General features: G+C 71.3%; 16 protein-coding genes. 3 read left to right on the plus strand and 13 right to left on the minus strand.

All coding sequences use genetic code 11. The features are described from left to right. The first annotated feature begins 247 nt into the window (after window positions 1-247). Both Q0Z83_RS37655 and Q0Z83_RS37660 read left to right on the plus strand, forming a co-directional pair. Window positions 248-1,009: a putative protein N(5)-glutamine methyltransferase gene (locus Q0Z83_RS37655; protein WP_317788089.1), complete on the plus strand. Its 762-nt coding sequence runs from the start codon at window positions 248-250 to the stop codon at window positions 1,007-1,009. A 12-nt stretch (window positions 1,010-1,021) separates the two neighbouring features. Continuing rightward, window positions 1,022-2,068: a hypothetical protein gene (locus Q0Z83_RS37660; protein WP_317788090.1), complete on the plus strand. Its 1,047-nt coding sequence runs from the start codon at window positions 1,022-1,024 to the stop codon at window positions 2,066-2,068. Between the two features lie 56 nt (window positions 2,069-2,124). Here Q0Z83_RS37660 and Q0Z83_RS37665 read toward each other — a convergent pair whose 3' ends face one another. The 7 genes from Q0Z83_RS37665 to pepN form a co-directional block, all read right to left on the minus strand. Beyond that, window positions 2,125-2,970, minus strand: coding sequence for a DegV family protein (locus Q0Z83_RS37665; RefSeq protein WP_317788091.1), 846 nt, complete (start codon window positions 2,968-2,970; stop codon window positions 2,125-2,127). A 29-nt stretch (window positions 2,971-2,999) separates the two neighbouring features. Continuing rightward, window positions 3,000-3,383: a hypothetical protein gene (locus Q0Z83_RS37670; RefSeq protein ID WP_317788092.1), complete on the minus strand. Its 384-nt coding sequence runs from the start codon at window positions 3,381-3,383 to the stop codon at window positions 3,000-3,002. Window positions 3,384-3,417: 34 nt separating this feature from the next. Beyond that, window positions 3,418-4,050 (minus strand): histidine phosphatase family protein, encoded by a 633-nt coding sequence (locus tag Q0Z83_RS37675; RefSeq protein WP_317788094.1) that lies wholly within the window; start codon window positions 4,048-4,050, stop codon window positions 3,418-3,420. Then, complete coding sequence (gene rsfS / locus Q0Z83_RS37680; protein WP_317788095.1) at window positions 4,047-4,442, minus strand: ribosome silencing factor; 396 nt, start codon at window positions 4,440-4,442, stop codon at window positions 4,047-4,049. The genes Q0Z83_RS37675 and rsfS overlap by 4 nt, the downstream gene beginning before the upstream one ends. A gap of 40 nt (window positions 4,443-4,482) precedes the next feature. Continuing rightward, complete coding sequence (gene nadD / locus Q0Z83_RS37685) at window positions 4,483-5,088, minus strand: nicotinate-nucleotide adenylyltransferase (protein WP_317788096.1); 606 nt, start codon at window positions 5,086-5,088, stop codon at window positions 4,483-4,485. A 50-nt stretch (window positions 5,089-5,138) separates the two neighbouring features. Continuing rightward, complete coding sequence (locus Q0Z83_RS37690; RefSeq protein WP_317788097.1) at window positions 5,139-6,641, minus strand: hybrid sensor histidine kinase/response regulator; 1,503 nt, start codon at window positions 6,639-6,641, stop codon at window positions 5,139-5,141. 68 nt (window positions 6,642-6,709) lie between these two features. Next, window positions 6,710-9,205 (minus strand): aminopeptidase N, encoded by a 2,496-nt coding sequence (gene pepN / locus Q0Z83_RS37695; protein WP_317788098.1) that lies wholly within the window; start codon window positions 9,203-9,205, stop codon window positions 6,710-6,712. A 214-nt stretch (window positions 9,206-9,419) separates the two neighbouring features. On the opposite strand from pepN, the gene trpS reads away from it, so the two are divergent. Beyond that, window positions 9,420-10,385 (plus strand): tryptophan--tRNA ligase, encoded by a 966-nt coding sequence (trpS, locus tag Q0Z83_RS37700; protein WP_317788099.1) that lies wholly within the window; start codon window positions 9,420-9,422, stop codon window positions 10,383-10,385. Here the strand turns inward: trpS and Q0Z83_RS37705 are convergent. The 6 genes from Q0Z83_RS37705 to Q0Z83_RS37730 form a co-directional block, all read right to left on the minus strand. After that, complete coding sequence (locus Q0Z83_RS37705; protein ID WP_317788100.1) at window positions 10,374-10,808, minus strand: GNAT family N-acetyltransferase; 435 nt, start codon at window positions 10,806-10,808, stop codon at window positions 10,374-10,376. The two genes, trpS and Q0Z83_RS37705, sit on opposite strands and share 12 nt — an antisense overlap. 57 nt (window positions 10,809-10,865) lie before the next feature. Beyond that, complete coding sequence (gene obgE / locus Q0Z83_RS37710; protein ID WP_317788101.1) at window positions 10,866-12,374, minus strand: GTPase ObgE; 1,509 nt, start codon at window positions 12,372-12,374, stop codon at window positions 10,866-10,868. 102 nt (window positions 12,375-12,476) lie between these two features. Further along, window positions 12,477-12,734, minus strand: a complete 258-nt coding sequence (gene rpmA, locus Q0Z83_RS37715) for a 50S ribosomal protein L27 (protein ID WP_093621556.1) — start codon at window positions 12,732-12,734, stop codon at window positions 12,477-12,479. A 7-nt stretch (window positions 12,735-12,741) separates the two neighbouring features. After that, window positions 12,742-13,056 carry a 50S ribosomal protein L21 gene (rplU, locus tag Q0Z83_RS37720; protein ID WP_093621557.1) on the minus strand — a complete coding sequence of 105 codons (315 nt, stop codon included), beginning with the start codon at window positions 13,054-13,056 and terminating at the stop codon, window positions 12,742-12,744. A gap of 178 nt (window positions 13,057-13,234) precedes the next feature. Next, the gene (locus Q0Z83_RS37725; protein ID WP_317788103.1) at window positions 13,235-13,726 is read right to left on the minus strand and encodes a hypothetical protein; all 492 of its coding nucleotides are present in this window, start codon (window positions 13,724-13,726) and stop codon (window positions 13,235-13,237) included. Between the two features lie 109 nt (window positions 13,727-13,835). Continuing rightward, window positions 13,836-17,144, minus strand: a complete 3,309-nt coding sequence (locus tag Q0Z83_RS37730) for an Rne/Rng family ribonuclease (protein ID WP_317788104.1) — start codon at window positions 17,142-17,144, stop codon at window positions 13,836-13,838. Window positions 17,145-17,156: the final 12 nt, after the last annotated feature.

The following is a 17,156-nucleotide window of genomic DNA, read 5'->3' on the forward strand; positions in this document are numbered from 1 at the left end:
CTCTAAAGGGGCGACATCGTCCTCCTCGACCGACCATGCCGGAACGATGTCCGCCCAGTCCAGCGGCCCGTCAGCGGGCACCTGACGGCTGGGCGCGCTCCCATCGAGCACCGCCCGGAGGCGCGCTCCCACGACGTCACCGCTATCCTTCGCCTCTCGCACGGCCCGACCGTAGGAACCCCACCGCTCCCCCGCTCGCGGCCCTGTGGACGAACCGATGTTGTGGACAACTCCTCGAGGACTGGGTGTGACACGAGAGCAGGCGATTTCCCGGTTACGGGCGGCGGGTTGCGTGTTCGCCGAGGACGAGGCGGACGTCCTAATCGAGGCCGCGGCGGCCGGTCCGTCGCTGGCCGGGATGGTCGAGCGCCGGGCCTCCGGCGAACCGCTGGAGCAGGTGGTCGGTTACGCCGACTTCGCCGGTGTCCGGGTGCGGCTGCGCCCGGGCGTCTTCGTCCCCCGGGTCCGCAGTGAGCTGCTGGTCCGCCTGGCGGCCACCGAGATCCGCCCGGACGCTCTGGTGGTCGATCTGTGCTGCGGTTCCGGAGCGTTGGGCCTGGCACTACGGCACCGGGTCCCCGGCATCACTCTGCACGCGGCCGACGTGGACCCGGTCGCGGTGGAGTGCGCCATCGGCAACCTGATCGGGAACGTCCACCGAGGCGACCTGTTCCAGGCTCTCCCGGAGTCCCTACGCGGCCGGATCGACCTGCTGTTGGCCAACGTCCCCTACGTCGCGACCGGCCACCTGGCGTTCCTCCCGGCCGAGGCCCGCGACCACGAGCCCCGCACCGCGTTGGACGGCGGCGACGACGGCCTGGCCGTGTTCCGCGCGGTCGCCGCCGGCGCCCGGGAGTGGCTGGCCCCGGGCGGTCTGCTGATCTCCGAGATCACCGAGGCGCAGACCCCGATCGCGTCGACGATCGCCGAGGGGAACGGATTGACGGCCACCGTCACCACCGACGATGATCTCGACGCCCGCGCGATCCTGGCGCGCCGGCCCCGATGACCGCCGACGAGAATGCCCGAGGACTCCGTGGGCCTGCTGCGTAGGATCGCCCGCGCCCGCCTGGCCGGGCGGATGCTCCGGCGGCTGCGCCGAGCCGGTGTCCGGGATGCCCGTTACCACTCGAAGCGGTTCGAGATCAGGTTCACCGTGCCCGGTGAGGACGAGCCCACCATCGTTCCGCTGGCGCTGCTGCCGGCTCGCCGCAGGGCGGTGGACGATCTGGTCACCGAACTGCTGCGGGTGCCACCCGGCTGGGACGAAGCCGCCCCGAGGCTGCGCCCGGTGCTCCGCGGCGCGGCGCCCGGCGACCCGATCCGCCGTCCGGTGCTGCCGTTCCTGTCCGAGTTCGCGGTGATCGACCAGCCGGACACGATGACCTACGTCACCGAAGCCCAGGTGACCGCGTGGAAGCGGCCGATCGACGAGATCTTCACGACCGCCCGGAACAATCTGACCGGCGCCGTCCTGCACGGCATGGCGAGCGGCCCGACGATCGTGCGTTTCGTCGACGACGGCAACTCCTACTGGACGTCGCACCTGCTCCTGCCGGGCTGGCTGGCCCGCCTCGCCGACCAGGTGGGCGGTCCGCCGGTGGCGTTCGCCCCGGAACGCGGAACCCTCCTGGTCACCGCCGACGATCCCGAGTTGCTGGCGGCGCTGTTCGCCGAGGCCGAGACCATCTTCGTGACCGCGCCGCACCCGCTGACCCCGATGGCCTACCGCAGCGACGCCGACGGTTGCACGATCCCCTACCGGGCCCCGACCGGCCATCCGCTGCACCAGACGGTCCGCCGAGCCGAACGCCTGCTGGCCATGCACGAATACCACCAGCAGCCGCCGGACCCGTCCCTGCCGTCCGCCGAGCTGCACCTGCTGGGCAGCACCACCGAAGGCTGGCGGACCCGAGCCGTCTGGTCGGAGAACTCCCCGACGCTCCTCCCGGAGGCCGACGAGGTCCAGGCCGGCCCCCGGACCATCCCCTGGCCGGACCTGGCCCCGCATCTGACCCCCACCACCCACAGTCCCTCCCGGTGGCTGGCGACGTCCTGGCCGCGATGAAACCCGGATACGGTACGGCCACGACGAGCACCCGGGGCCGCTGAACTCCGTACCACCTAGCGTTTGTGAATGACGACGCCGGCCAGCCCGGGACCGGTATGCGCCGCGACCACCGCACCCACCTCGGTGAGGTAACAATCGCGCAAGCGATTGCCAAGCCGTGCGCTCAGATCGTCGACCAGCGCGGACGCCCGGTCCGGCGTGCCCAGATGGTGAACCGCGACGTCCGCTTCGCCGTCTCCGGCCGCCTCGACGGCGAGATCGACGAGCCGGGTGAGGGCCCGACCGGCCGTCCGGACCTTGTCGCGGACGACGACCGCGCCGTCCTGGACGTGCAGGATCGGCTTGACCGACAGGGCCGTCCCGAGCAGTGCCTCAGCCGCGCCGATACGCCCGCCCCGACGCAGGAACTCGAGCGTGTCGACGTAGAACAGAGTGGTCACCGCGGCGGCGTGATCGATCGCGGCCCGGGCGACGGTGTCCAGGTCGTGGCCGCGCCGGGCGGCCGCGGCGGCGGCGAGCGCGGGGAACCCGAGGCCCATCGCGGCGGTCCCGCTGTCGACCACCCGGACCTGTGGGCCGACCTCGGCCGCCGCGAGCTGCGCGGCCTCGTAGGTGCCGGACAGCTTGGCCGACAGGTGCACCGAGACGACGCCGTCGGCGCCCGCGGCGAGCAGCCGACGATACTCGTCGGCGAACTGGGAGGGCGCGGGCCGGGACGTGCTGACGGCGGCCCGGCGCGCGGTGAGCGCCCGGGCCACCTCGGCCGGGGCGACCTCGAGGCCCTCCAGCCCGGCCCAGCCGTTGATCACGACGGTGAGCGGCACGATGGTCAGCTCATACGTGCCGTTCAGTTCGGCCGGCAGGTACGCGGTGGAGTCGGTGACGACCGCGATGGTCATGCAGGCAAAGTACTTGATTCAGATGTACGTCAGCCGGCGGCCACCGAGGAGACCACGAACGGCTTGCCCTGCATGCACGTGGTCATCATCCCCGGCTCGGACTTGCCGACCACTGTCACCTCGGCCCCGGGCTGGAGCGCGGACTTCAGTTTCGCGTCCTCGGTGATCAGCAGATGGTCGCCGGTGCCGTCCTTGAGGAGCAGGCAGTTGGGCTCGACACCGGCCGTGACGGTGCCGGTGAGGGTGGTCTCGCCGGGGGCGGCGGAGACCGAGACGGTGGGGGCCGCGGGGGACGCGATGGCCGACTCGGGAATCGGCCCGCCGGCGTCGATGGGGGTCTGAGTGTTGTTCGCGCAGCCGGCGGAGAGCGCCAGAAGCAGCGCGGCGGGGACGACGGTTCTACGGATCAGCATGATGTTCTGACGTTACCGGACATATCCGGGTTCCCTACACCGGCGGCGGGGCCGGGCGCTCGGCCAGGACCCCGACGTTGTACGCCGACATCTGCCAGCCCCGGGACTCGTCGTGGGTGAGCTCCACCCAGTGACAGTTCTGCAGCGCACGCAGCGTACGCAATTGCTCGCGGCCCCAGCCGAGCAGGTGACCGACACCCGACCGGGCCGCGGCGCCGTGGCTGGCGACGACGACGGTGCCGCCCGGCGGGGCCAGGCGGGCCGCGTCCTGCAGTGCGTCGCAGACCCGCTTGCCGAGGTCTTCCAGGGTCTCGACACCGCCGCCGATGACGTCCTCCCCGGCCGTCCAGCGGGCGTGCTCCTCGGGGCGCTCGGCGGCGACCTCGGCCATGGTGTGGCCCTGCCACTCGCCGAAGTGCCGCTCGCGGAGCCGCTCGTCGGTGCCGACCGGCAGACCGGTCAGCGCGGCGAGAGCGGCCGCGGTGTCGGCGGCCCGGCTCAGATCGCTGGCGACGATCGCGGCCGGGCGGAGGCGGACGAGCAGCTCGGCGGCGTCGACGGCCTGCCTGCGGCCGAGGTCGTTGAGCGGCACGTCGGTCTGCCCCTGCACACGGGCAGCGGCGTTCCAGTCGGTGTTGCCGTGCCGCCAGACGATGAGGCGCGTCACGGCGCCTCGGCGCCGGCTTCGGCCAGATCGCGGTCGACGAACGGGATGATCGGGCAGTCCTTCCACAGCTTGTCGAGGGCGTAGAACTCGCGCTCCTCCTCGTGCTGGACGTGCACCACGATGTCGACGAAGTCGAGGAGCACCCAGCGGCCCTGCTGGTGGCCCTCGCGGCGCTCCGGCTTGGCCTTCTCGGGGAGGTTGAGCAGCGCCTCCTCGATGGCGTCGACGACGGACATGACCTGGCGCTCGTTGGAGGCCGAGACGACGACGAAGGCGTCGGTGATGTAGAGCTGCTCGCCGACGTCGATGATGGAGATGTCGTGCGCCTTCTTGTCGGCGGCGGCCTGGGCGGCCGTCAGAGCAAGTTCGAGAGCGCGTTCGGTGACGGGCAAAAGAGGGTCCCCTCGGTCGGGTTACAGGACATCAAGCGTCTCACACCGGTCCGGCAATACCCGAGTCCCGATACAGGCCCCGCTTGTTGATGTACTGCACGACACCGTCCGGTACCAGGTACCAGACCGGAAGACCGGCGGCCACCCGTTTTCGGCAGTCGCTCGAGGATATGGCCATGGCCGGAACCTCGACGAGGGTCACGCTGTCGGCCGGCAGATGCTCGTTGCTGAGCTCGAAACCGGGCCGGGTGACCCCGATGAAGTGGGCCAGGCCGAGCATCGTCAGGGCGTCCTTCCACGACATGATGCGGGCCAACGCGTCCGCCCCGGTGATGAAGTACAGCTCCGCCGACTGCCCGTAGACGGCACGCATGTCACGGAGCGTGTCGACGGTGTAGGTGGGGCCGTCCCGATCCATGTCGGCCCGGCTGACGTGGAACCTCGGGTTCGAGGCCGTGGCGACGACCGTCATCAGGTAGCGGTCCTCGGCGGGTGAGACGCGGCCCTTCTCGTACGGCTGACCGGTCGGGACGAACATCACCTCGTCCAGGTCGAAGCGGGCCTGCACCTCGCTCGCCGCGACCAGGTGACCGTGATGGATGGGGTCGAACGTCCCACCCATGATTCCCACGCGACGTCCGGACATTGCGGAAGGATAGCTTTCATTCTGATCAACGGGCGGTCGGATGGAGACCGTCAACCGTCTAGGCGGCGACGGACGGCGCTCAAGAGGTCGCCCGCTGTGAACGGCTTCTCCAGCAGAGCCACCCCGGGATCCAGGGTGCCCTGCGAGGCCAGGACCGGCTGGGCGTAGCCGGACATGTAGAGCACCCGGGTGCCGGGCCGGGCCACGACCAGCCGCTCGGCCAGTTCCTTGCCCAGCATCCCGGGCATCACCACGTCGCTGACCAGCAGGTCGATGTCGCCCTCGTGGTGCTCGGCCAGTTCCAGCGCCTGCGCCCCGCCCTCGGCCAGCAGCACCCGGTAGCCGGCCCCGGTGAGGATCCGCCCGGCCACGTCACGCAGCGCGTCCTCGTCCTCGGCGACCAGCAGCGTCTCGCCGCGGCCCACGGTTCCGGCCGGTTCACCGCCGGCCTCCGGATCGGTCGGCGCGGTACCGGCCGGCAGTAGCACGGTGATCGTGGTGCCGAGCCCGACCTCACTGGTCAGGGTCACCTCGCCGCCGGCCTGGGTGACGATGCCGTAGACGGTGGCCAGACCCAGTCCGGTCCCCTCACCGCTGCCCTTGGTGGTGTAGAACGGCTCGAACGCGCGCTCGGCCACCTCGGCCGGCATGCCCCGGCCGGAGTCGCAGACCCGCAGCCGGACCCGGGAGTCGAGCAGCCCGGTGTCGATCACCAGTTGGCCGCCGGACGGCATCGCGTCGCGCGCGTTCAGGGCCAGGTTGACCAGCATCTGCTCGATCTGGTTCGGGTCGCAGGTGACCGTCGGCAGGTCCGGCCCGAGCCGCGGGATCAGGCTGATGTGCTCGCCGAGGGTCCGGCGCAGCAGGTCCTGCGCGCCGGTGATCAGCGCGTTCAGGTCGACCGGCTGAGGGCGGACCACCTCGCGCCGGGCGAAGGCGAGCAGTTGGTGGGTGAGGTCGGTACCGCGTTTGCCGGCCCGGACCACCTGCTTGGCGTCGGAGGCGATCATCGCGATGTCCGGCTCGTCGGCCTCCGCCTCCTCGATGACGAAGTTCGCGTAGTTGAGGATCACCCCGAGCATGTTGTTGAAGTCGTGGGCGATGCCGCCGGCCAGTTGCCCGAGGCTCTCCAGGCGCTGGTCACGGTGGGCCTGCGCCTCGGCGCGGAGCCGTTCCTTCTCCTCGTCGGCCAGCACTCGCTCGGTGATGTCGCGGACCACGGCGACGGCCACCCGGCCCTGGTCGGTGTCGACCAGGGTGGTGGACGACTCGCACGGGAACTCGGTGCCGTCCCGGCGGCGGGCGGTGGTGACGATCCGGCCGATCGACCCGGACACGGCCTCCTCGATCAGGCGCTGACGCTCCGGCATGAGGGCTCGGGAGGCGTCGGTGAGCAGGACGTCCACGGGCTGTCCGACGAGTTCGGCGGTGGGCCAGCCGTACATCTGCCCGGCACGGTCGTTGGCCAGCACGATCCGGCCGCTGTCCAGGACCAGGATCGCGTCCGGCGCGGCCTGCAGCAGACCGCTGGACAGCTCCTCGGACCACTCCACGCATCCACCCCCGTAGCCACAGGCTACGAGGACCGTGCGGGCACGGGGGTGGAGTCGGGCGAATCGGGTCAGCCGCGCGCGACCAGGGCCCGGCGCATGTCGTCGTCGGCGTCCTGGACCACCCGGTGCAGGATCTGGTTCAGGGCCGGGCCGGCCAGCAGTTCGGCGGCGAACTGCCTGGTCCGCTCGGCGACGGCCACCGACGGGTAGGCCATCGTCGCGATGTGCTCGGCGCTCATCCCACCCCGGATCCGCATCATCTCCGGCATGTCGGCGAAGTAGCGCTTCACGTACGGCTCCAGCAGGTCCAGCTGCTCGGGCTGCCAGAAACCGGCCGCGGTCCGCTCGGCCAGCCGGTTGGACAGCTTGGCATCGCCGACGATCGCGGCCCAGGCGGCCTCCTTGGCCTCGGCGTCCGGGCGGGCGGCCCGGCACGTGGCGGCCCACTGCTCGCCGGAGGCGCTGCGATCGGAGTCCAGTTCGGCGTCGATCTCGGCGGCGCCCACCGCACCCAGCACGGACAGCCGGTAGAGGATCAGCCAACGCAGGTCGGCGTCGACGGCCAGGCCCTCCGGCACGTTCTCGCCGGCCAGCCAGTCGCGTAGCCGGGCGGTGTCGACAGTGGTACCGATCAGCCCGCGGGCGGCGGCGAGCTGCCGGGAGTCGCCGGGGCCGGTCACCGCGAGCAGCCGGTCGGCGGCCTGGGCGAGCAGCTCCAGCCCGGCCGGACGGGTCGCCGGGCCGGCGTATCTGTCGACCAGCCCGCGGGTGGCCCGCAGCACGTCCTCGACCACCACCACCTCGGTCTCCATCGGCAGCGCGGCCAGGACCAGGGTGACCAGCTCGGCGACCGGGCGCTCGCCGTCGACCACGGCGTCCAGCGTGGCGGCCCAGACCACCGCGCGGGCCAGCGGGTCGCCCAGGCGGGGCAGCAGCAGCGGTACGGCGGCGGCCGAGTCGTCGTCGAGGCGGATCTTGGCGTACGTCAGATCGCCGTCGTTGAGCAGCAGCAGGTCGGCGGCGCGTTTCCCGGCGAGGGCGGCCAGCACGGTACGCCCGGACGCGTCCACCTCCACGTCGAGGTGTTCCCGCAGCACCACGTCACCGTCCGGCGCCCGGTCGTAGAGGCCCACACCGATCCGGTGCGGCCGCAGCGTGGGGTGCCCGTCCGGGGCGGTCTGCACCACGGCCACCTCGGCGTAGTCCGCGCCGTCCCGGGTGATCTCGGCACGGAGTGTGTTGACCTGGGCGTGCCGCAGCCACACGTCGGCCCAGCCGGACAGGTCGCGGCCGCTCGACTCGGACAGGGCGCCGAGCAGGTCGGCCAGGGTGGCGTTGCCGTAGGCGTGCGCCTCGAAGTGGGCGTTCAGTCCGCTCAGGAACGCCTCGTCGCCGAGCCACGCGACCAGCTGCTTGAGGACCGCCGCGCCCTTGGCGTACGAGATGCCGTCGAAGTTGAGCAGCGCCTGCTCGGTGTCGTCGACCTTGGCCGGGGCGACCGGATGGGTGGAGGGCCGCTGGTCGGCGCGCAGACCCCAGGCCTTGCGCTGCATCGCGAACGTGGTCCACGCGTCGGCGAAGCGGGTTGCCTCGGCGGTGACCCGGGAGCCCAGGTACTCGGCGAACGACTCGTTCAGCCACAGGTCGTCCCACCAGGCCATGGTGACCAGGTCACCGAACCACATGTGGGCCATCTCGTGGGCGATGATGTTGGCCCGGCGCTCCCGGTCGGCGTCGGTGACCGCCGACCGCGGGATCAGCTCGTCCCGGAAGACGACGATGCCCGGGTACTCCATGGCGCCGAAGTTGAACTCGGGCGCGAACGCCTGCTGGTAGTGCCCGAACGGGTAGCGGATCCGGAACATCTCGTGGAACCGGTCCAGCGACTGTCGGGTCAGCTCGAAGATCTCCGGCGCCTGCTCGTCCAGGTGGGCGGCGAGCGCGGCCCGGGCGTAGACGGCCAGCGGAATGCCGTCGTGCTCGCTCGTGACCGCGTGATACGGCCCGGCGATCAGCGAGGCCAGGTAGGTGGAGATGCGCTTCGTGGGCGCGAACTCCCACCGGCCGCCGTCCCGGGAGACGAGCTCGCCGTTGGTGGCGACCAGCCACTCCGCGGGTGCGGTGACGCTGACCCGGAAGACCGCTTTCAGGTCGGGCTGGTCGAAGCTGGGCAGCACCCGCCCGGCGTTGTTGATGAACAGGTGCTGGTAGAGGTACGTGTTGCCGTCACCCGGATCGGTGTAGCGATGCAGGCCCTCGCCGTCGTTCGAATACCGCATCAGAGCGTCGACGACCAGCGTGTTCGCCTCGGCGAGGCCGGTCAGCTCGAGTCGGTCGCCGGTGACGGCGGCCGGGTCGACGGGAACGCCGTTCAGCGTCATCGAGGCGACCTCGACCGGCTCGAACTCCAGGAAGGTCGCGGCGCCGGCCCGGGCGTGGAAACGCACTGTGACACGGGATCGGAAGGTGTCACCGGAACCGGTCAGGTCCAGGTCGACATGGTATTCCTCGACGTCGACGAGTGATGCTCGTTCGACCGCCTCGGCACGGGTCAGGGTCGGCATGACGACAATCATGCCGTTACAGGTGGGCGGCCCGCTCGACGGGCAGGCTAGTCTGACCTCATGCGCGTCTCTCGTAGCGAGTGGTGGCTGCCCTGACGGGGCGGCTCACCCACACGCGCGTTCATCATTCCGCGGCCGCCCTCACCGGGCGGCCGTTTTCGTGATCCTGGTCTCCCGGCGGGCGGTCACCCGTACCCCCTCCAAGGAGATCGACATGACAGCGACCCGCCGCCTGACCGGCTTCAAGCCCACCGGCCATCTGCATCTCGGAAATCTGCTGGGCGCTCTGCGCCCGCTGCTCGCGGTGCAGGGACACACCGATTCCATCGCGCTCATCGCGGATCTGCATGCGATGACCATCGAGCACGACCCCCAGCGGGTACGGGCCCTCACGCTCGAACAGGCGACGGTGATGCTGGCCGCCGGAGTGGATCCGGAACGCACCCCGATCGTCGTGCAGTCGCACGTGCCGGAGCACACCGAACTGCACTACCTGCTGGAATGCGTGACCGGGTTCGGCGAGGCGGCCCGCATGATCCAGTTCAAGGAGAAGTCGGCCGGCGGCGGTCACGTCCGGTTGAGCCTGCTCACCTATCCGGTGCTGATGGCCGCCGACATCCTCCTGCACGACACGCTGCAGGTGCCGGTCGGCGACGATCAGAACCAGCACCTGGAGCTCGCCCGTACCCTCGCGACCAGGTTCAACAGCCGCTACGGGCCGACCTTCACGGTGCCCGAGGGGGTGCGTCCGGAGGCCGCCGCCCGGGTGATGGATCTCGCCGACCCGACCACCAAGATGGGCAAGAGCACCGGAACCGGGCGGATCGCGCTACTCGACCCGCCGGAGGTGGTGCGCCGGACGATCGCGCGGGCGGTCACCGACGAGATCGGCGCGGTCCGCCGCGACCCGGAGAACCAGCCGGGCGTCACCAATCTGATCGACGTCCTGGCCGCCTGCACCGGTCGACCGCCGACCGACCAGCACTCCTACGGCAAGCTGAAACGCGAGGTCACCGACGCGGTGGAGGCGCTATTGGCGCCCATCCGGGCGCGGCACGCCGAGCTCGCCGACGACCCCGGGCATGTCCGGAAGATCCTTGCCGAGGGCGCCGAGCGGGTCCGGCCGAGAGCCTCCGAGACGGTACGCCGTACGCGTACCGCCCTGGGCCTACTGGACTAACGCGGGCAGCCGCTTCTCGAACCGCACCCGGCCCGGCGCGATCGGCGTGACCTGCCGGTACCCGGACGACTGATAGAGGGCGATCGCCGCGGCCAGCCCGGACTCCAACTCCACCCGGAGCAGGGGCCGGTCGGCGGCGAGCGCCTCCTCCTCGATCGCCACGATCATCTGGCGGGCCAGGCCGCGACCGCGGAAGGCCGGGCGCACGTACATCCGCCGTAGTTCGGCGGCGCCCGGCCCGTGCGCCTGCCAGGCCGCACACGCGACACCCCGGCCGTTCACGACACCGACCAGATACTCGACGTCATCGTCCGGTTCGAATATCCGGCCCGCCAGGACCCCGGACTCGACCAGTTCCCGCTGCTGAGCAGTGATGAGGGCGGCGAGTTCCGGGTCCAGCGAGGGACGGATTTCGATCAACACAGAGGTGACTCTAGGTGACGACCGTTTCCGGCGGGTTGCGCTGATCTGGCCGGATGCCTATTCGTCGGTGTCGCCCTCGCTGTCATCCTCGTCACTCACCAGCACGGGGAGCTTCGAGTTGGTGATGGTGCTGACCGTGCCGTCGGCCGCCATGTGCACCATCTCGTCCTCGTTGCGGACACGACGCGCCTTGCGGGCCGCGAGTCGCTGCGCCGCCGACGGCCTGGTGTCCAGCTCCTCCAGACGGGAGTCGGTGCCGCGCGGGCCGGAGACGTACTCGCCGGCGTTCGGGTGCCAGTCGAACTCCCGGGTGCCGATCCGCACCGGGTCGCCCGCCTGCGCGCCCCTCTTGGAGAGCTCCGCCTCGACGCCGAGCCGCTCCAGACGGTCACCGAGGTAACCGACCGCCTCGTCGTTGTCGAAGTTGGTCTGCTTGATCCAGCGCTCCACCTGGGTGCCGCGGATCACGAAGACGCCGTCCTCGTCCTGCTCGATCGTGAAGCCGGTGTCGTCGACCGCGCGCGGGCGGATCACGATCCGGGTGGCCTCCTCGACCGGCTTGGCGGCGCGGTACTCGGCGACCAGCTTGGCCAGGGCGAAGCCGAACTCGCGCAGGCCCTCCCGGGTCATCGCGCTGACCTCGAACACCTGGTAGCCACGGGCCTCCAGGTCGGGGCGGACCATCTCGGCCAGGTCGCGACCGTCCGGGATGTCGATCTTGTTCAGCACCACGATCCGGGGCCGGTCCTCCAGCCCGCCGTACGCGGACAGCTCGGCCTCGATCGCGTCCAGGTCGGCCAGTGGGTCACGCTCGATCTCCGGCGCCGCCGCATCCAGCACGTGCACCAGCACCGAGGTCCGCTCGATGTGCCGCAGGAACTGCATGCCCAGGCCCTTGCCGGTGGCCGCGCCGGGGATCAGGCCCGGCACGTCGGCGATGGTGTAGGTGTGCTCGCCGGCCTGCACCACACCCAGGTTCGGCACCAGGGTGGTGAACGGGTAGTCGGCGATCTTCGGCTTGGCCGCGGACATCACCGCGATCAGCGACGACTTGCCCGCCGACGGGAAGCCGACCAGACCGACGTCGGCGACACTCTTCAGCTCCAGCACCACGTCCAGCTGGTCACCGGGCTCACCCAGCTCGGCGAAGCCGGGCACCTTGCGCCGGGCGTTGGCCAGCGACGCGTTACCCCGGCCACCGCGACCGCCCCGGGCCACGGTGAACTCGGTGCCGGCGCCGACCATGTCGGCCAGCACCTCGCCGTCCTCGGTCTGCACGACCGTGCCGTCCGGCACCTTGAGGATCAGGTCACGGCCGGTCGCGCCGTCCCGGTTCGAGCCGGCGCCGCCACCACCGTTGTTGGCCTTGATGTGCGGATGGAAGTGGAAGTCCAGCAGGGTGTGCTGCTGCGGGTCCACCACCAGGGTGATACTGCCGCCGTGCCCGCCGTTGCCGCCGTCCGGTCCGCCGAGCGGCTTGAACTTCTCCCGGTGCACGGAGGCACAGCCGTGGCCGCCGTCACCCGCCTGCAGGTGCAGCACTACCCGGTCGACGAACGTGGTCACTTGCGACTCCGTTTTCCAGATCGATGCACGGCGCTTGGAAGCACCGCAGAAAACAACAGCGGGCCGCGGACCCGAGGGTCCACGGCCCGCTGTAGAGAAAAACTACTCCGCGACCGGCACGATGCTGACGGTCTTGCGACCGCGCGCGGTGCCGAACTGGACGTTGCCGGCGGCGAGCGCGAACAGCGTGTCGTCGCCGCCACGGCCCACCAGGTCGCCGGGGTGGAACTTCGTGCCCCGCTGGCGGATCAGGATCTCGCCAGCGTTGACCAGCTGGCCACCGAACCGCTTGACACCAAGTCGCTGGGCGGCGGACTCACGGCCGTTACGCGAGCTGGATGCACCCTTTTTATGAGCCATGGCGCGCCTACTTCCCGGTCTTGATGCCGGTCACCTTGACGCGGGTCAGCGGCTGGCGGTGCCCCTGGCGCTTGTGGTAGCCGGTCTTGTTCTTGAACTTGTGGATCCGGATCTTCGGACCCTTGGTGTGCTCGGCGATCTCGCCGGACACCGTAACGTTGGCAAGCTTGGCCGCTTCGGTCACCAGGTTGTCACCGTCGACGAGGAGGACCGCGGCGAGGGTCAGGGCGTCGCCGGGCTGACCCGCGAGCTTCTCGACCTCGATCACGTCGCCCTCGGCAACCTTGTACTGCTTGCCGCCGGTCTTGACGATCGCGTACATGGGACGCGGACTCCCTGAGACTTACGCAGCCACATGACTGCTGGCGGATGGTGCTGAGATTCCGGCAAGCGCTCAAGTGACCCAGTTGATGCGATCATGGAGCGCGCACGGAGCTAGCGCCGAAAAGGCGCCGTCGGAAAGACTACTTCATCGCAGGGCCGAGACCCAAACCGGGCTGTCACCCTCGACCGCAGGCCTTGTCCAGCACGGCGTGCAGCTCGGCCAGCTTCTTCTCGTCGACCTTGGTGACGTCGCCCTTGAGCGCCGTGACCTGAGCCCCCATCGAGCTCAGCGCCTTCTTCACCGCCGGGTCGGCGGCCAGCTTGGACATGTCCAGCAGGGCGAAGGAGAAGTTCTGCAGGTCACGTGTGACCTTCTCCTGCGCCTTGGCCTTCGCTTCCGCACCCTCGGCGGCGGCCCGGACGAGCAACTGGTAGTCCTCGGCGAAGGTCTTGCCGAACTCGTTGCTGGTCCGGCTCGCCTGAGCGCAGATCGCCTCGGTGTCCTCGGAGAGCGCGGCATCGGTCGGCTTCTCGGTCTGCTGAGCCGCGGGCGCGCTGCCGTCAGGCGTGGCGGGGGCGGGCGGCTCGTCGCTTCCGGAGCAGCCGGTCAGCAGGACCGCGGAGATCGCCACGGCGGCGAGGGTCGGGACGAGGGCAGGGATGCGCATGGAACTCGGTCTCCTCGGGGGACAGGGATCGATCCGCCGAGGGTAACGGAAAACCCGGCCCGGCAGTTAACTTTCTTTACAAGTAACTGCCGGGCCGGGTTCACACAGGTCAGGGACGCGTACGCCGCCTCGCGCCACCGCGACGCGACCGGCGGCGAGTGCCTGTACCGGCGCCCACCACGTCGTCGTCCTCGTCCTCGTCGTCTTCCGCCGCATCCGGGTCGTCCGCACCGACGAGCCGCAGCGGCTCCTCCGCGGACTCCCCGTGCGTGCCGTTCTGCTCGGCGGGAACGTCGTAGCGGGACAGGTCGTACCCGCTGATGTCGTAGTCGTCGCCATCGTCCGAGGTGGTCAGCGCCGGCTTCGGCGCCCGCCGGACGATGCCCGACCCGGCGACCGGGGCGGGCGGCACCTCGGCCACCTCCGCGGCCGGGCCCGGCTCCGGCTCGATGACCGGTTCGACAACCGGCGCCACGGCCGGCTCCACGACCGGCGCCACGACCTCGGTCACCTCGGGGACCGTCTCCACGGCCTCGACCGGCTGCTCCACCGGAGTGCTGTCGCCGCCCCGACGCCGCCGCTGGCGGGTCGCGGGCTGCTGCTGCACCGGCGCCTCGGTGCGGGCCGGCGCCGCGGCGACCGTCTTCACCTGGGTGCTCGCGCCGCCACCGGTGGAACCACCGCCGTTCGACCGCTTCTCCGGCACCGGCTCCGGGTGGATCACCACACCGCGACCCTTGCAGTGGTCACACGTCTCGCTGAACGCCTCGAGCAGCCCCGCGCCGATCCGCTTCCGGGTCATCTGCACCAGGCCCAGCGAGGTGATCTCGGTGACCTGGTGCTTGGTCCGGTCCCGGCCCAGGCACTCGGTGAGCCGGCGCAGCACCAGCTCCCGGTTGCTCTCCAGCACCATGTCGATGAAGTCGATCACCACGATGCCGCCGAGGTCACGCAGCCGCAGCTGGCGCACGATCTCCTCGGCCGCCTCCAGGTTGTTGCGGGTGACCGTCTCCTCCAGGTTGCCGCCGGCGCCGGTGTACTTACCGGTGTTGACGTCGACGACGGTCATCGCCTCGGTCCGGTCGATCACCAGGTGACCACCGGACGGCAGGAACACCTTGCGGTCCAGGCCCTTCATGATCTGCTCGTCGATGCGCCACTCGGCGAAGACGTCGGCCATGCCGGTGTGCCGCCGCAGTCGCTCCACCAGGTCCGGGGAGACCGAGTCGAGGTAGTTCTCGACCTCGGCGTACGCCTGCTCGCCCTGCACCACCAGCTCGCGGAAGTCCTCGTTGAAGAGGTCCCGGACCACCCGGATCACCAGGTCGGGCTCCTCGGAGAGCGCCCGCGGGGCGTTGCCCTCGGTGGCCCGGGCCTGGATGTCCTCCCACTGCGCCTGCAGCCGCTTGACGTCCCGGGCCAGCTCGTCCTCGCTCGCGCCCTCGGCCGCGGTCCGGACGATCACCCCGGCGCCGTCCGGCACCAGCTTCTTCAGAATGTCGCGCAGCCGCTTGCGCTCGTTGTCCGGCAGCTTGCGGCTGATGCCCGAGGCGTTGCCGTTCGGCACGTAGACCAGGTGCCGGCCGGAGAGCGCGATGTGGCTGGTCAGCCGGGCGCCCTTGTGACCGATCGGGTCCTTGGTGACCTGCACCAGCACCGAGTCGCCGGAGCGCAGCGCCTGCTCGATCGAGCGGGCGCGCCCCTCCAGACCGGTGGCGTCCCAGTTGACCTCACCGGCGTAGAGCACGGCGTTACGGCCACGGCCGACGTCGACGAACGCGGCCTCCATGCTCGGCAGCACGTTCTGCACCTTGCCCAGGTACACGTTGCCGACCATGGTGCCGGACGTCGCCCGGGCCACGTAGTGCTCGACCAGGATCCCGTCTTCCAGGACCGCGATCTGGGTACGGTCCTGCTTCTGCCGGACCACCATGACCCGGTCGACCGCCTCGCGACGGGCCAGGAACTCCGACTCACTCAGGATCGGCGGGCGGGTGCGACGCTGCTCACGGCCGTCCCGGCGGCGCTGGCGCTTGGCCTCCAGCCGGGTCGAGCCGGAGACGCCCTGCACCTCGTCGGAGGTACGGCGGGGCTCACGAACCCGGACGACGGTGTGCACGCCGTCCTCGATGCCACCGGTCTCGGCGTCACCGGAGCCCTTACGGCGGCGGCGACGCCGACGGCGGGTGACCCCGTCGCCCTCGCTCTCGCCGTCCTCCGGCTCCTCCTCGTCCTCACCCTCGTCGGCGGACGCCTCGGCGCCCTCCTCCGCGTCCGACTCGGCGTCGGCGTCACCGTCCTCGGCGTCGTCGGACGGGCCCTTGCCCCGGCCCCGGCCACGACGGCCCCGCCGACGGCGGCGACGGCCCAGGCCGCCGTCCTCGTCGTCGTCGCCCTCGTCGCCGTCCTCGATGTCGTCGGCGCTCTCGTCGGCCTCGTCCACGGCGGGCTCGGCCTCGGCGACCGCGACCTCGGCGGGCTCCTCGGCCGCGCCCCGGCGACGGCGACGGCTGCGGCGGGCGCCCTCGGCGGGCTCCTCCGCGATGGTCTCGGGCTCGGCGGTCACCTCGGCGGCCACCGGCTCGACGGTGACCTCCGGCACGGCGGCGGCCGGGCGGCGACGACGGGTCGCCGGAGCGACCGGCTCGGCCTGGGTGGCCTCCGGCGGCATGAACAGCACCGCGGGCGGCAGGGCGGCGCGGCGGCCACGGGTGGGCTCGGCCGGCTGCTCCTCCACGAAGTCGTCGTCGAGCGGGAGGATGCCGACCATCGGGACACCGGCGGCGCGGGCCGCGGAGGCGGCCTCCACGGCGGCGTCCTCGATGAGGGCGGCCTCGTCCTCGGTGAGCTCCTCGTCGGCGGACGCGATGACCGCCACCTCGGCCGGGACGTCGGCGGGGGTCGGGTCCTCGATGAGCGCGGGCTGTTCGGCGACCGGCTCGACCTTCTTACGGCGGGCCCTGGTGGCCTTCTTCACCGGCGCGACGGGCGCCTCGGCGATCTCGGCGACGGGACCGGCCGTTGACTCGACGGCGGGACCAGCCGGTGACTCAGCGGCGGCGCTCTCATCCGCCGGCGTCTCGGTGACCGGCGTCTCGGTGACCGGCGTCTCGGTGACCGGCGTCTCAGCGGTCGGCGTCTCGGGGACCGGCTCGACCTTCTTACGGCGGGCCCTGGTGGCCTTCTTCACCGGCGCGACCGGCTCGTCGCCGGCGGCTTTCGCCTCGCTCGCGGCACCGGGCTCGGCGGCGCCGTCGGTCCCCGGGATCTCCGGGGGCGGCGCGGTTGCTTTGCGGCGCGGGGCGCGCGTCCGGCGGGCCGGGGTCGTGCTTGCGGCGGTATCACCGGTGGGAGCTGTCGCTCCACCCGGTTCGCCGCCCTGATCACCCAGGTTGACTGGGGGCTCGTTATCGAGCATGGGGCGCTCTCC

This window comes from Actinoplanes sichuanensis (assembly GCF_033097365.1).
In the GTDB taxonomy this organism is placed as follows: Bacteria; Actinomycetota; Actinomycetes; order Mycobacteriales; family Micromonosporaceae; genus Actinoplanes; species Actinoplanes sichuanensis.